Origin of the sequence: Pseudoxanthomonas koreensis (assembly GCF_041890415.1) — a bacterium.
Classification (GTDB): Bacteria; Pseudomonadota; Gammaproteobacteria; order Xanthomonadales; family Xanthomonadaceae; genus Pseudoxanthomonas; species Pseudoxanthomonas koreensis_A.
Genome location: NZ_CP169056.1, coordinates 1,089,195 through 1,103,660, shown reverse-complemented (window position 1 = coordinate 1,103,660; position 14,466 = coordinate 1,089,195). Strand labels below are relative to the sequence as shown.

Below are 14,466 nucleotides of genomic sequence, written 5' to 3'. Positions count from 1 at the left end.
TCCCCGTGCACAGCCCGGGTCCGGCGGCGGACGCCGGCTGGCGCCCGCCGCGGCCATGCTCAGCCTTCGGCGGCCACCAGCTCGGCCAGCTGCACCGCATTGAGCGCGGCGCCCTTGCGGATGTTGTCCGACACGATCCACAGGTTCAGCCCGCGCGGATGCGAGATGTCCTCGCGGATGCGGCCCACGTACACCGCATCCTTGCCGGAGGCATGGGTGACCGGAGTCGGGTAGCCGCCGGCCTTGCGGTCGTCCACCACCTCGATGCCTGGCGACTTCTCCAGCAGTGCACGCGCGGCCTCGGCGGTCACCTTCTGCCTGGTCTCGATCGCCACCGCTTCGGAGTGGCCGTAGAACACCGGCACGCGCACCGCGGTGGGGTTCACCTGGATGCTGTCGTCGCCGAGGATCTTGCGGGTCTCCCAGACCAGCTTCATCTCTTCCTTGGTGAAACCGTTGTCCATGAAGTCGTCGATGTGCGGGATCAGGTTGAAGGCGATCTGCACCGGGAAGCGCTGCGGGTCGGCATCCTGGAAGTTGAGCAGCGCGCCGGTCTGGCGGCCCAGCTCCTCCAGCGCCGAACGACCTGCGCCGGACACCGACTGGTAGGTGGCCACGTTGATCCGCTCGATGCCGTACTCGCGGTGCAGCGGCGCCAGCGCCACCAGCATCTGCATGGTCGAGCAGTTGGGGTTGGCGATGATGCCGCGCGGGCGGTTCTTCGCCGCTTCCGGGTTGACCTCGCTGACCACCAGCGGCACGTCGTCGTCGTAGCGGAAGGCCGAGGAGTTGTCGATCACCACCGCGCCGGCAGCGGCGAACTTGGGGCCATACTCCTTGGACACGCTGCCGCCGGCCGAGAACAGGGCGATGTCCACGCCCTTGGGATCGAACGTGGCCAGGTCCTGGACCTTGATGGTGCGTCCGCCGAACTCGACCTCGCCGCCGGCCGAGCGCGAGGACGCCAGCGCGACCAGCTCGCCGACCGGGAAGCGGCGCTCGGCCAGGATGTTCAACATGGTTTCGCCGACCGCACCGGTGGCGCCGACGACGGCGACGGTGAAACGACGTTCTGCAGTGCTCATGGATGTTTCTCTCTGATAGGGATAATCGGAATGGGTGGAAAGTCGCGCGCCCTGCGCACGGACCGGCCGTGTTCGGGGAACCTCCTCCTGCAGCCGCTCATGGAGCGCCGGCGGAGGCTCCCTATCGTTTGGCGATGGTTTTTTCGTCCAGCACGGCCGCGGCCAGGCGGCCATGGGCCAGCGCATCGGCGATCAGTTCCGGGGTGTACGCGGTGACCTCGCCGGCGGCGTGCACGTGGCAATGCTTCGCCACCTGCCCGACGATGTCGTCGAACAGCGGCTGCGACACCCACACGCGCGGACGCGATTGCGCCATGGCTCAGTCCTGTACTCCCGGCCCGCCATCGCCCAGCCCGGCTCCGGCCGGAATGCGCGGGGATACCTGGCCCACGTCGCCGCATTGGGCCCGATGGCGCAGCGCCTGGTCCATCAGCACCAGCGCCACCATCGCCTCGGCGATCGGCGTGGCGCGGATGCCCACGCACGGGTCATGGCGGCCGGTGGTGATCACCTCCACCGGGTTGCCGTGGATGTCCACGGTCGGCCCGGGCAGGCGCAGGCTGGAGGTCGGCTTGAGCGCGATCGAGGCCAGTACCTGCTGCCCGGTGGAGATGCCGCCGAGGATGCCGCCGGCATGGTTGCTGGAAAACCCCGACGGGGCGATCAGGTCGCGGTGCGCGGTGCCCTTCTGCGCCACCACGTCGAAACCGTCGCCGATCTCCACGCCCTTGACCGCGTTGATGCTCATCAGCGCGGCGGCAAGATCGCCATCGAGCTTGCCGTAGATCGGCTCGCCCCAACCCGGCGGCACGCCGTCGGCGACCACGGTCACGCGCGCGCCGACCGAGTCGCCGGACTTGCGCAGCGCATCCATGTAGATCTCGAGTTCCGGCACCTGCGGCGCGTGCGGCCAGAAGAACGGGTTGTCCTCCACCGCGCGCCAGTCGAATCCCGCCGGCTGCACCTGGCCCAGCTGGGCCAGGAACCCGCGCACGCTGACGCCATGACGCTGCTTGAGCCACTTCTTGGCGATCACCGCCGCGGCCACGCGCATGGTGGTCTCGCGCGCCGAACTGCGGCCGCCACCGCGCGGGTCACGGATGCCGTACTTCTGCCAGTAGGCGTAGTCGGCATGGCCGGGGCGGAACTGCGCGGCGATGTTGGCGTAGTCCTTGCTGCGCGCGTCGGTGTTGCGGATCAGCAGCGCGATCGGGGTGCCGGTGGTGCGGCCCTCGTACACGCCCGAGAGGATCTCGACCTCGTCGGCCTCGCGCCGGGCGGAGGTGTGCCGGCTCTTGCCGGTGGCGCGGCGCTGCAGGTCGTGGGCGAACTCCTCGGGCGCGATCTCCAGCCCCGGGGGGCAGCCATCGACCACGCAGCCGATGGCCGGGCCGTGCGACTCGCCGAAGGTGGTGACCGACAGAAGCTTGCCGAAGGTGTTGCTGCTCAAGACGGACCTCGTGCAGGACCGGATGCATGGAAGATGCAAGGATCGCATATCGGCGCGCTGCTTGCTGCAGTGCGGCAGGCCGCGGAACGTTGCCGCGGCAACGGATGCGCGGCGGTCGCCGGCAAGGCCGGCTCTTACGAAAAGCGGCCGGCCGGACGGACGGAGCGGTCGGCCGAGGCCGGTCGCCCGATGCCATGGTGGCCGGTGCCGGAAGGACCAGCGCCCGTGGCTCAGGCGCGGGCCGGTGCCGGAAGAACCCGCGCCCGTGGCTCAGGCGCGGGCGGCGGCCAGTTCGGTGATCCGTGCGTTGTGCGCGATCAGCTCGCGGCACTCCACCGCGAACACGCCCATCTGGCCCACCTTGAACTCGATCCAGGCCAGGTCCAGCTCCGGCAGCAGCTTGACCAGATGCTGCTCCGACTCGCCCACTTCGCAGATCAGCAGCCCGTCGCCGGACAGGTGCAGCGGCGCATCGCGCAGGATCTTCAGCACCAGGTCCAGGCCATCGTGGCCGGCACGCAGGCCCAGCTCGGGCTCGTGCGCGTACTCGCGTGGCAGTGCGTCCGTTTCCGCGTCGGTGACATAGGGCGGGTTGCTGACGATCAGCTCGTAATGGCGCCCGCCCAGCCCGGCGAACAGGTCCGACCTGACCAGCTCCACGTTGTCGGCGTGCAGGCGCGCCTTGTTTTCCGCCGCAAGGGCCAGCGCATCGTCGCTGATGTCGACCCCGTCCACCTGCCAGTCCGGGTTGTAGTGGCCCATGGCGATGGCGATGCAGCCCGAGCCGGTGCACAGGTCCAGCGCGCGCCTCACCTCGCGCCCGCCCAGCCACGGCTCGAAGCCGGACTCGATCAGCTCGGCGATCGGCGAGCGCGGCACCAGCGCGCGCGGGTCGGACTTGAAACTCAGCCCGGCAAACCACGCCTCGCCGGCCAGGTAGGCCGCCGGCACGCGCTCGTCGATGCGGCGCTGGAACAGCGCCAGGACACGTGCCTTTTCGGCGCCGGTCAGCCGCGCCTGGCCGTACACCGGGCTGAGGTCGTGCGGCAGGTGCAACGCATGCAGCACCAACTGGGTGGCCTCGTCCATGGCGTTGTCGTAGCTGTGGCCAAAGGTCAGCCCGGCCTGGTTGAAGCGGCTGCCGCCATAGCGGATCAGGTCGATGATCGTGTGCAGCTCGGCGGCCGGGTCGGCGGTGGTCATGGGCGCGGCGCCGGATGGCGCACCGGTTCGGAAAGGCCGGCGATTATAGGCGATGGCCGGCCCGCCCCCGGCCGCGCCCGGTATCATGGCCGGTCCCGCAAGACCGGACGCCCGCCGCATGTTCAACCGCACCTTCGGCTACATCCTCGCCGCCGCACTGGCGGCCGGGCTGGGGCTGCTGGCCGCCAGCCACTTCTTCGGCCGCGACGCCGGCACCGGGGCGCCCGCGTTCCAGGCCGTCACCCTGCTGCCGCAGACGCGTGAACTGCCGCCCTTCAACCTGCGCCAGTCCGACGGCACGCCGCTGGTGCCGGGCGAGCTGGCCGGCCACTGGACCCTGGCCTTCCTCGGCTTCACCTTTTGCCCGGACGTATGCCCGATGACCCTGGCCCAGCTGGCCCAGGCGCAGAAGCAGTGGGAGGCGCTGCCGGAAGCCACCCGTCCGCGGGTACTGTTCGTCTCGGTCGATCCGGAGCGGGACTCCCCGGCCAAGGCGGGCGAATATGCGCACGCCTTCCATCCCGACACCCTGGCCGCCACCGCCGACGTGCCGGCGCTGGAAAAGTTCGCCACCTCGCTGGGCTTCGTGTTCATGAAGGTGCCGGGCAAGAACATCGGGCAGAACCCGGATGACTACAGCGTGGACCATTCGGCCAACATCGCCCTGCTCGATCCGCAGGGGCGGCTGGCCGGCCTGATCCGCCCGCCGTTCGATCCCCAGGCCATCGCCGCAGACCTGCTGCGCCTGCACGCCGCCGCGGAACCTGCGCCATGAGCCTGCTCACCACGCTGAGCTGGGCGCTGCCGCATCGGCTGCTGTCGACCCTGGCGCGCCGCGCCGCGTACTCGCAGGACCCGCGCCTGAAGGCGTGGTTCATCGACACGGTGGTGCGTCGTTTCGGCGTGGACCTGGACGAGGCGGCAGAGCCGGATCCAGCCGCCTACCCCAGCTTCAATGCATTCTTCACCCGCGCCCTGAAGCCGGGTGCGCGCGTGCCGGACCCGGACCCGCGCGCCTTGCTGATGCCGGCCGACGGCCGGATCAGCCAGCTCGGTGCGATCGAGGCCGACGGCCGCATCTTCCAGGCCAAGGGCCGCGCGTTCACCGCCGCCGAACTGCTCGGCGATGCGGAAGCGGCGCGGGTGTTCGCTGGTGGCAGCTTCGCGACGGTGTACCTGTCGCCGCGCGACTACCACCGCGTGCACATGCCCTGGACCGGCATCCTGCGCGAGACGGTGCACGTGCCCGGACGGCTGTTCAGCGTCGGCCCGGCGGCGGTCGCCCGGGTGCCGCGGCTGTTCGCGCGCAACGAGCGGCTGGTCTGCCACTTCGACACCGACTTCGGGCCGATGGTCTCGGTGATGGTCGGTGCATTGCTGGTGTCGGGCGTGGAAACGGTGTGGGGCGGCGTGGAGATCCCCGCCTATGGCGATGCGGTCACCCGCACCGACTACCGCGGCCGCGGCATCAAGCTGGAGCGCTTCGCCGAGATGGCGCGCTTCAACTACGGCTCGACCGTGATCGTGCTGCTGCCGCCCGGCGCGGCGACGTTGGCGGCCGGGCTTGGCGCGGAGTCCCCGGTGCGCCTGGGCCAGGCACTGGCCCATCGGCCCGGCTGATCCGCACGTATGCTCCGGCGGCCGGGCAAGGCCGTCCGGCGTCTTCACATCCGGCTGCCGTGGCCACGCCCGGCGGCCCCGTGTGCGCGCGTTTCCGAGGTGTAGCATGGCCGGCGCAACGCCAAGCCCGCTGCTCCACCCCCGACCGGCGGGCTCCTGCCCTTCGGAGAAGACGCAATGAGCACACTCGAAAAGCTGCAGCGTAGCGACCGGTTTCCCACCATCCGCGCCAGCGACCCCGCTGACGGCGACACGCACTGGCTGTACATGCACGCCGACGCCAGTCCTGGCGTGCGGCCGTGCTGCCGTTTCGAGATGCTCGAGGACATGTGGCGGTACATGCGCGCGATCACTGCGCCGCGGTCCGGCCCCGCGCCTGGCAGGCTGCGCCACTTCGTCCTGGCCTCGGCCGCCGACGCCTACAACCTGGGCGGCGACCTGGACCTGTTCATGCGCCTGATCCGCAACGGTGACCGCGAGGGCCTGCTGGCCTACGCACGCCGCTGCGTGGAAGGCGTGCACCACCTGCATACCGGCTTCGGCGGTGACATCCACACCGTGGCCCTGATCCAGGGCGATGCGCTGGGCGGAGGCCTGGAAATGGCCCTGGCCTGCCACACCATCGTGGCCGAGGAAGGCGTGGGCATGGGCCTGCCCGAGGTGCTGTTCGGCCTGTTCCCCGGCATGGGCGCCTATTCGTTCCTGTGCCGGCGGGTGCCGGCGCGCGTGGCCGAGAAGATGATCCTCGGTGGCGAGATCCACGACAGCGCCGAGATGTATCGCCTGGGCATCGTCGACGTGCTGGTGCCGCGCGGCCAGGGCGAGCGCGCGGTGCACGAACTGGTCCGCCGCCAGCAACGCGCGCCGCACGCGTACCTGGCGATGAACGCGGTTCGCCAGCTCGGCCAGCCGGTGGCGCTCGAAGAGCTGATGCGGATCACCGAAGTCTGGGTGGATACCGCGCTGGCGCTGCACGCCAAATCGCTGCGGACCATGGAACGCATCGTGCGCGCACAGACCCGCAGGGCCGACGCTGCCGCCTGAGCGCGGCGCTCAGCTCTCGCCGTCGCGCGCCCCGGCCTCCGGGCCACGCAGGCGCGTGGCCAGGAGCTTGCGGCCCTGTGCCAGGCCGGTCTCCAGCGCGGCCACGCGCTGGCGCCATTCGGCGCGCACCTGCCAGTCGGCCAGGTGCATGATCTGCCCGCCCTGGTCGGCCACCCCGACCAGGCCGGTATTGGCGGCCACGCCCTTGAGCGCATGCGCCTGCTCGCGCACCTGCTCCCAATGGCCGGCTTCGCCAGCGCTGCGCATCGCCCCCAGGCATGCGGCGACGTCGGCCAGGCAGTTGCCGATGAACTCGCGCTCGAACTCCGCGCCCAGCTCCAGTGACGCCAGCTCGTCGAGCACCGAGGGGTCGAACGGACCATTGGCCGTCGGTCCGGGCCTGGCATCCACGGCCGCCGGCTCCAGGCGGCGGCCGGGATGGATGGCGATGCCGGCAAGCACGTCCAGCAGGCGCGCGGCCGACACCGGCTTGGACAGGAACGCGTGGGCGCCGGCCTGGGTACAGCGCTGGATGGCTTCGGGCGTGACATCGGCACTGAGGATGATCACCGGCGTGGACGCGCCGGCTCCGGCCTGCATCGCCCGCAGTTGCCGCAACAGGTCCAGGCCGCTGACCCCGGGCATGTGCAGGTCCACCACCACCGCGTCGTAGTCGGCATCTGCCAGCAGGTCCAGCGCGCGCTCGCCGCCATCGGCGACGGTCACCCGGTGCCCGGCCTTCTGCAGGAGCCGCTGCAGCACCGTGCGGTTGGCCTCGTAGTCGTCGGCCACCAGCACGTGCATCGAACGGATCCGCGCACGATGGCGCAGGAACGGATCGGTGAACGCGATGACGTTGCCGCTGCCTGCCTGGGTGGTGCCGTCGGCGGCGGCCAGGTCGATGGCCGGGGTGCGCGCCGGCGCGGCAGGATGGTCGAACGGAACCTCGATCCAGAAGCAGCTGCCCTGCTGGTCCCGGCTCTCGACCCCGATCCGCCCGCCCATCGCCTCGGTCAGGCCGCGCGCGATGGTGGTGCCCAGGCCGGTGCCGCCGTAGCGCCGGGCAAGGCCGGCGTCGGCTTGTTCGAACGCATCGAACAGCCGTTCGCGCATGCCATCGGGCACGCCCACGCCGGTATCGGTGACTGCAAACCGCAAGCGCAGGCGGGCGTCGGCCTCTGCGCCCGGCACCAGGCCCACGTCCACCCGGATCCGGCCGCGCTCGGTGAACTTGACCGCATTGCCCACCAGGTTGAGCAGCACCTGGCGCAGATGGCCGGCGTCGCCGCGCAGCAGCTCGGGCACGCGCTCGTCGATCACCACCAGGTAGTCCAGGTTCTTGGCCCGGGCCTGCGGCTGCAGCACCAGGCCGATGCCGGCCACCAGCTCGCGCGGCGAGAAATCCTCGGGATAGAGCTTGAGCTTGCCTGCCTCGATGGCGGAGATGTCCAGCACGTCCTCCACCAGCGCCAGCAGGCTGCGGGTGGAGGCCTGGATGGTGCGCACGCATTCGCGCTGCTCGTCGTCCAGGCTGGTCGTGGCCAGCAACTCGGTCATGCCGGCCAGGCCATTGAGGGGGGTGCGGAATTCATGGCTCATGTTGGCCAGGAAGCGGCTCTTGGCCTCGCTGGCACGGTGCGCCTCGGCGGTGGCACTGGTCAGGCGCTTCAGCAGGCTGGACAGGTACAGCGGGATCGCGGCCAGGCCACCAAGCAGGCCCAGGCCCAGCACGCCGGTACCGGCCCAGTAATCGCTCACCAGCAGGACCGCACCGAAACTGCAGATGGCCATGCCCACGGCCAGCAGCAGATAGCGATTGCCATAGCGCAGGCCGTTGCCCACGGTGACCCACATCACCACCACGTAGACCCAGGCCAGCGGCTCGCCCATGCGGATCATGCCGGCGGCCATCAGCCCGTAGTCGGCCAGCATGCCCAGCACGCGGCGCACGTCCGATCGCTCCGGGTTGGCAAGCAGCGCACTGAACAGGCCCAGGCCCAGCACCAGCCCGCCCAGCACGATGGCCAGCACGTCGCGGTACCTGGTCGGATCCGCGTTGTCGCGCGGGCCATGCAGCAGCACGTAGCCCAGGATCAGGGCGATCAGCGCGATGCGCACCAGCGCCTGCGCGTGCTCGCTGTCGCTGCGGCCGGACAGCCGCTCCTTCACCCAGGCGGCCGCCTCACGCATCCGTGCTTCCCCCTGGCCGCGCGAACGCGGTCGAATACTGCGCGCAGATCTGCTGCAGGCGGTCGTGGCTGCGCACCAGGGCATCCACGCACTGCGGGTCGAACAGGCGTCCGCGCTGGGCGTAGAGGAAGGCCAGCGCGGCATCGACGGTCCATGCCTTCTTGTACGGCCGCGGCGAAATCAGCGCATCGAACACGTCGGCCACGGCCACCACCCGTGCCTCCAGCGGAATGGCCTCGCCGGCCAGGCCGTCGGGATAGCCACTGCCGTCGTAGCGCTCGTGGTGGCGCAGCGCGATCAGCGCGCCTGCCTGGATCAGCCGGTTGCGGCTGCCGGCCAGCAGTTCGTAGCCGATGCGCGGGTGGCGGCGCATCACCGCCATCTCATCCTCGTCCAGCTTGCCGGGCTTCATCAGCACCGCATCGGGGATGGCGATCTTGCCCATGTCGTGCAGCGGTGCGGCCATCTCGATGGTGCGCGCCTGGTCCTCGGGCAGGCCCATGGCCTCGGCGATCAGCCCGGCCACCCGCGACATGCGTTCCAGGTATGCACTGGTACCCGAATCGCGGTATTCGATCGCCCGCGCCAGGCGCGAGAGCGTCTCGCGCTCGCGCTCTTCCACCTCGTGCATGCTCGACAGCAGGTGCTGCTCCAGCGACAGCGCGCGCTGCTTCACCGTCTCCGACTGCTGGCGCAGCTGCAGCAGGTTGTGGCAGCGGGCGCGCAGTTCGCGCGGACGCACCGGCTTGACCAGGAAGTCGATCACCCCGGTTTCCAGTGCGGCCTGGCGCACCGGCTCGTCGCCGACCACGGTCACCAGGATGATCGGGATGTCGCGGTGCCTGGGTTGGCGGCGGAAGCGGCGGGCAAACTCCAGCCCGTCCATGCCCGGCATGCGGTAATCCAGCAGCAGCAGGTCGGTGGGGTTGTCGTCGCACCAGGCCAGCGCCTGGCGCGCGTCGCCGAAATCGTGCACCGCCAGTTCCGAGGCGATGTCTTCGATGATGTGGCGCAGCATCGTGCGTGCCGATGCCTGGTCGTCGACGATGACGATATCCAAGGTCCTGCTCCGCTGCGCCCGGCTCGGGCCCACGAGAATAGCGCGCGCCAGCCTGCGTCCGCATCCTGCCGGCCCCCGCCGCGTGGCGCCCGGTCCGGCGTGCAAGCGTCATACGGCGGGCTGCACCCCGAGGATGCAGGCACGCAGGAAACATGCCAGAAGCCCCCGTGCTGCGGGGACGCAGGCCCTCGTGCAGGCCGCCTGGCCTGCCTCAGCCAGCCTGCTCCGGCCGCATGTACGGGAACAGCAGCACGTCGCGGATCGAGGTGCTGCCGGTCAGCAGCATGACCAGGCGGTCGATGCCGATGCCCAGCCCGCCGGTCGGCGCCATGCCGTACTCGAGCGCACGGATGTAGTCGGCGTCGTAGTGCATCGCCTCGTCGTCGCCGCCCTCCTTGGCCGTGACCTGGGCCTGGAAGCGCGCGGTCTGGTCCTCCGGATCGTTCAACTCGGAGAAGCCATTGGCGATCTCCTTGCCGTTGATGAACAGCTCGAAGCGGTCGGTGTAACCGGGCTCGGTGTCGGAGGCACGGGCCAGCGGGCTGACCTCCACCGGGTGGTCGGTGATGAAGACCGGCTGCACCAGGGTGTGCTCGACGGTGGCCTCGAACACTTCCAGCAGCAGCTTGCCCCAGCCCCAGGATGGCTTGATCCGGATCTTCAGCCGCTCGCAGTGGCGCGCCAGCGCGTCACGGTCGGTGCAGTCGGCGGCGCTGATTTCCGGGTTGTGGTGGCGCACGGCCTCGTCCATGCGCCAGCGGCGGAAGCGCGGGCCAAGGTCGATTGCCTGCCCTTCCCACTCCACCTGCGTGGTCCCCAGCACGGTCCGGGCGGCATCGCGGATCACGTCCTCGGTCAGGTCCATGACCTCGTGGTAGGTGGCATAGGCCTCATACAACTCCAGCATCGTGAACTCGGGGTTGTGCCGGGTGGACACGCCCTCGTTGCGGAAGTTGCGGTTGATCTCGTACACCCGCTCCAGGCCGCCGACCACCAGGCGCTTGAGATACAGCTCGGGCGCCACGCGCAGGTACAGCTCCAGGTCCAGCGCGTTGTGGTGGGTGACGAAGGGCCTGGCGGTGGCGCCACCGGGGATGTAATGCATCATCGGCGTTTCCACTTCCAGGAAGCGGCGCGCGTCCAGCCAGGCGCGGATGGCGCGGATGATCCTGCTGCGCTTGACGAACACCTCGCGCGCCTCGGGCGTCACGATGAGATCCACGTAGCGCTGGCGGTAACGCTGCTCCACGTCGCTCAGGCCATGCCACTTGTCCGGCAGCGGACGCAGCGACTTGACCAGAAGCCGCAGCGAGGTCGCCTTCACCGACAGTTCGCCGGTGCGGGTGCGGGTCAGCCCGCCCTCCACCGCCACGATGTCGCCCACGTCGAAGGTCTTGAACGCGTCATACGCCGCATCCAGCGCGCTTGCCTGCAGGAACAGCTGGATCCGGCCCGATTCGTCCATCACCTGGGCGAAGCTGGCCTTGCCCATCACCCGCTTGGCCATCAGCCGCCCGGCCAGCGCCACCGTGCGCGGCAACGCTTCCAGCGCCTCGCCGCTCCACTGCTCCGCATCGGCGTACTGCGCCTGCAGGTCACCGGCGTAGTCGGCGCGCTTGAAATCGTTGGGAAACGCCACGCCCTGCGCGCGCACCGCGGCAAGCTTGGCGCGGCGCTCGGCGATCAGGTGGTTCTCGTCGGCGTGCTGGGTGTCGGTTGCTTCGTTCATCTCTTGCCCGTCTTGCGCATCGCCCCGCCAGGCGGGACGTTCCTGCGTCGTTCCCGCGCGGGCGGGAACCGGTGTGTCCAACGTCATCCCAGCCCGGGCTGGAGTCCCCGCCTGCGCGGGAACGACGGTCAGGCCGCGTCGGTGCGTTTGGCGCCCACCGCCAGGCCGGCCTTGAGGCTGGCCTCGACGAACTCGTCCAGGTCGCCGTCCAGCACCTTCTGCGTGTCGCTGCGCTCGATGCCGGTGCGCAGGTCCTTGATCCGGCTCTGGTCCAGCACGTAGTTGCGGATCTGGCTGCCCCAGCCGATGTCGGACTTGGTCGCCTCCACCGCGTCCTTCTCCGCGTTGCGCTTCTGGATCTCCAGCTCGTACAGCTTGGCCGCCAGCATCTTCATCGCGCGGTCGCGGTTGGCGTGCTGGCTGCGCTCGGTCTGGCAGGCCACCACGATCCCGGACGGCACATGGGTGATGCGCACCGCCGACTCGGTCTTGTTGACGTGCTGGCCGCCGGCGCCGGATGAGCGGTACACGTCGGTCTTCAGGTCGGCCGGGTTGATCTCGATGTCGATCTTGTCGTCGACCTCGGGCGCCACGAACACCGAGGTGAAGCTGGTGTGCCGGCGGTTGTCCGAGTCGAACGGGCTCTTGCGCACCAGCCGGTGCACGCCGGTTTCGGTCTTCAGCCAGCCGTAGGCGAAGTCGCCCTCGACCCGGAAGGTGGCCGACTTGATCCCGGCCACGTCGCCGCCGGAGACTTCCAGCAGCTCGGTCTTCCAGTCGCGCGATTCGCACCAGCGCAGGTACATGCGCAGCAGGATCTCGGCCCAGTCCTGGGCCTCGGTGCCGCCGGCACCGGCCTGGATATCGACGAAGGCGTTGGCCGGGTCCATCTGCCCGGAGAACATGCGCTGGAATTCCAGCGCCTCGATGTGCTTCTCGTACTGGCCCACGTCGGCGAGTACCGCATTGGCGGTGTCCTCGTCCTGTTCGCCCTCGGCCAGCTCCAGCAACTCGGCCGATTCGTTCAGGCCATCGAGCACCGTGGCGATGCCGCCGACGGTCTTGTCCAGCAGCGCGCGCTCGCGGCCCAGGGCCTGGGCCCGCTCCGGGTCGTCCCAGACGGTGGGCAGCTCCAGCTCGCGGTTGACCTCTTCCAGACGCTCCTTCTTGGCGTCGTAGTCAAAGATACCCCCGTAGCGAAAGCACCCGGCCGGTGAGGTCGGCGATGCGCTGGCGGACGGGATTGAGCTCGATCATGGCAGGGCTGCGGAGAGGAAAATCGGCCGCAGATTCTAGCAGGACGCGCGCGCCGGCCACCGGCGGCTACGGCGCGACGCTGCCGTTGTCGTCCTGCAGCTCCGGCTTGAACGGGATATCCGGCGGCGGCCGGGCCACGGTTGGCTGCTCGTTGAGGTTGGGATCGCCCAGGCCGCAACCGCCGCCCAGCTGCAGCAGCGAAACCACGCAGTTGATGGTCTTGCCATTGGTGCCGGGGATCGGGATGGCAACCGACTTGATGCCCTTGCGCACCCACTCGGCCAGTATCGACTCGTTCGGCAGCCAGTACTGGTCGAAGCGGGTCGGCTCGTAGTCGTATGGCGGCCGCTTGAGCCAGGTGCCCGACTGGGCGATGCGGTCGCGGGTCCAGGTGTCGTTCTGCCCGCCGGGGGCGCCACGCTCGGCCGTGCCCTCGCCGGCAGCAGGGCCGGCACCCGGGCCGCGGCCGGGACCTTCAGCGCCGCGGTCGCCAGGCAGGCGGATCCGGCCCTGGCCGTCGTACAACCCCGGTGCCCCGCCCGGGCGTTCCTGGCCTCGGCTGGACTGGCCCCAGTCGTCGCCGGCCAGCGCGCTTTCCCAGCCGCTGCGGGCCGAGGTCGTAGCCGGCGACGCCGCGCCCGGAGCCGTGCCGGGCGCCGCAGTGGCCGCAGTGCGTCCGGGGCCCGCTGCGGCAGTGGCCGGCGCCGGCGCCTGTCCCGATGCCGCCGGCCTGGCCGCTGCCGGCGTGGCGGGCCGCGCCACCGTTTCGGCTTGCGCAGCCGCAGGTGCCGGCGATGGCATGGCCAGTTCGCGCTGCCGCACCGCGGCCTGCGGTGCTCCAGGCACCCGCGCTTCCACCTGCGGCACGCGCACCTGCGCCATCGGCGTGGCCACCTCCGGCAACGGCGCATCCACCGGACGCTGCTGCAGTTGCGGTTCAAGCAGTTCCGGTGCCGGGATGTCGATGGCGCGCGGCCGCGGCACCTGCACCGGCGGTGCCTGCACCACGCTCACCTCGCGCGGCCGCAGCTGGGCTTCGGGCAAGGGCCGCGCCTGCAACTGGCGCGGCGTGGCAGGCGGCAACACGTAGTCGATGGTGGGGCGCTCCACCTCGGTGACCTGCGCCGGCTGCTCGGCAGGGGCAGGAACCTGCGCCGGTTCGGGCACCTCGCGCACCGCCAGCGGGATATCCGCCGCCGGCAATGGCACCGGAACCGGGCTGCTGATCCGCACCGGATCAGGCACCGCCACCTCGACCAGGGCGCCGTCTTCGGCCGCGTCCGCGGGCGCTGCCTGCGCTGCGCTTGCGGCCGCCGATTGCGTCGGAGGCGTGGGCTGTGCGGGCGCAGCCGCGCCCTGCTCACCCTGGTCCGGCTGCGGCGTGCCCGGGTCGCCGCGGCCGACGAATCCCACCTCCACCCGTGCGCCCCCGCCGCCACCGGCTTCCGGCGGGGGCGGCGGCAGCTGTGCCTGCAGCCAGGCAATCCACGCCATCGCCACGATGAACAGTAGGTGCAGCACCAGGCTGCCGCTGCCCGAGGTCCAGCGGATCGGCCGCTCGTCGTGTGGCGCCGGCGACCAGCCCTGGCGGAACAGGGCCAGCAGTGCGCGCCAGCGGTCCAGTTCCGGCTCGCGCTGCGGCGCAGCCGATGGCCGCCGCAACAACGCCGCGACCATCTCCGCCGCGCGGGTCGACACCGGCCGCGGCGACTCGGCCTTCATCCACAGTGCCCATCCGTGCGGCATGCCGGTGCTGCGCTCGTGCGGCACGCGCTGCGGCATGCGCGCGATCAGCGCCTGGATGATGCCCGCCGCGTCGGTCACCGGC

12 protein-coding genes are annotated in these 14,466 nt (G+C 70.6%); 3 read left to right on the top strand and 9 right to left on the bottom strand.

The window, feature by feature from the left end; genetic code table 11:
* Positions 1–59 precede the first annotated feature (59 nt).
* From ACEJ41_RS05090 to prmB, 4 genes are all read right to left on the bottom strand, one after another.
* Positions 60–1,085, bottom strand: a complete 1,026-nt coding sequence (locus tag ACEJ41_RS05090; RefSeq protein ID WP_374013706.1) for an aspartate-semialdehyde dehydrogenase — start codon at positions 1,083–1,085, stop codon at positions 60–62.
* A gap of 121 nt (positions 1,086–1,206) precedes the next feature.
* Positions 1,207–1,401 carry a hypothetical protein gene (locus ACEJ41_RS05085; protein WP_374013705.1) on the bottom strand — a complete coding sequence of 65 codons (195 nt, stop codon included), beginning with the start codon at positions 1,399–1,401 and terminating at the stop codon, positions 1,207–1,209.
* Positions 1,402–1,404: 3 nt separating this feature from the next.
* Positions 1,405–2,535, bottom strand: coding sequence for a chorismate synthase (gene aroC / locus ACEJ41_RS05080; RefSeq protein ID WP_374013704.1), 1,131 nt, complete (start codon positions 2,533–2,535; stop codon positions 1,405–1,407).
* A gap of 270 nt (positions 2,536–2,805) precedes the next feature.
* A complete protein-coding gene (gene prmB, locus ACEJ41_RS05075; protein ID WP_374013703.1) occupies positions 2,806–3,738 on the bottom strand; it encodes a 50S ribosomal protein L3 N(5)-glutamine methyltransferase in 933 nt (310 codons plus the stop codon).
* Between the two features lie 118 nt (positions 3,739–3,856).
* Here prmB and ACEJ41_RS05070 point away from each other — a divergent pair, with 118 nt between their 5' ends.
* From ACEJ41_RS05070 to ACEJ41_RS05060, 3 genes are all read left to right on the top strand, one after another.
* Entirely contained in the window at positions 3,857–4,513 is a 657-nt protein-coding gene (locus ACEJ41_RS05070; RefSeq protein WP_374013702.1) for an SCO family protein, read from the top strand.
* Entirely contained in the window at positions 4,510–5,358 is an 849-nt protein-coding gene (gene asd / locus ACEJ41_RS05065; protein WP_374013701.1) for an archaetidylserine decarboxylase, read from the top strand. Before ACEJ41_RS05070 ends, asd begins: the two co-directional genes overlap by 4 nt.
* 177 nt (positions 5,359–5,535) lie before the next feature.
* On the top strand, positions 5,536–6,402 hold the full coding sequence (locus ACEJ41_RS05060; protein ID WP_374013700.1) for a crotonase/enoyl-CoA hydratase family protein: 867 nt from the start codon (positions 5,536–5,538) through the stop codon (positions 6,400–6,402).
* A gap of 9 nt (positions 6,403–6,411) precedes the next feature.
* Here ACEJ41_RS05060 and ACEJ41_RS05055 read toward each other — a convergent pair whose 3' ends face one another.
* The 5 genes from ACEJ41_RS05055 to ACEJ41_RS05035 all read right to left on the bottom strand — a co-directional run bounded on the left by ACEJ41_RS05055 (position 6,412) and on the right by ACEJ41_RS05035 (position 14,462).
* Positions 6,412–8,592, bottom strand: a complete 2,181-nt coding sequence (locus ACEJ41_RS05055) for a response regulator (RefSeq protein ID WP_374013699.1) — start codon at positions 8,590–8,592, stop codon at positions 6,412–6,414.
* Positions 8,585–9,652 (bottom strand): HD-GYP domain-containing protein, encoded by a 1,068-nt coding sequence (locus ACEJ41_RS05050; protein WP_374013698.1) that lies wholly within the window; start codon positions 9,650–9,652, stop codon positions 8,585–8,587. The genes ACEJ41_RS05055 and ACEJ41_RS05050 overlap by 8 nt, the downstream gene beginning before the upstream one ends.
* 211 nt (positions 9,653–9,863) lie before the next feature.
* Positions 9,864–11,381, bottom strand: a complete 1,518-nt coding sequence (gene lysS, locus ACEJ41_RS05045; RefSeq protein ID WP_374013697.1) for a lysine--tRNA ligase — start codon at positions 11,379–11,381, stop codon at positions 9,864–9,866.
* Positions 11,382–11,509: 128 nt separating this feature from the next.
* A protein-coding gene (gene prfB, locus ACEJ41_RS05040) for a peptide chain release factor 2 (RefSeq protein WP_374013696.1) occupies positions 11,510–12,638 on the bottom strand; the annotation gives its coding sequence in 2 pieces (ribosomal slippage) (positions 11,510–12,562 and positions 12,564–12,638; 1,128 coding nt in all).
* Between the two features lie 66 nt (positions 12,639–12,704).
* The gene (locus ACEJ41_RS05035; protein ID WP_374013695.1) at positions 12,705–14,462 is read right to left on the bottom strand and encodes a hypothetical protein; all 1,758 of its coding nucleotides are present in this window, start codon (positions 14,460–14,462) and stop codon (positions 12,705–12,707) included.
* Between the last annotated feature and the right edge of the window lie 4 nt (positions 14,463–14,466).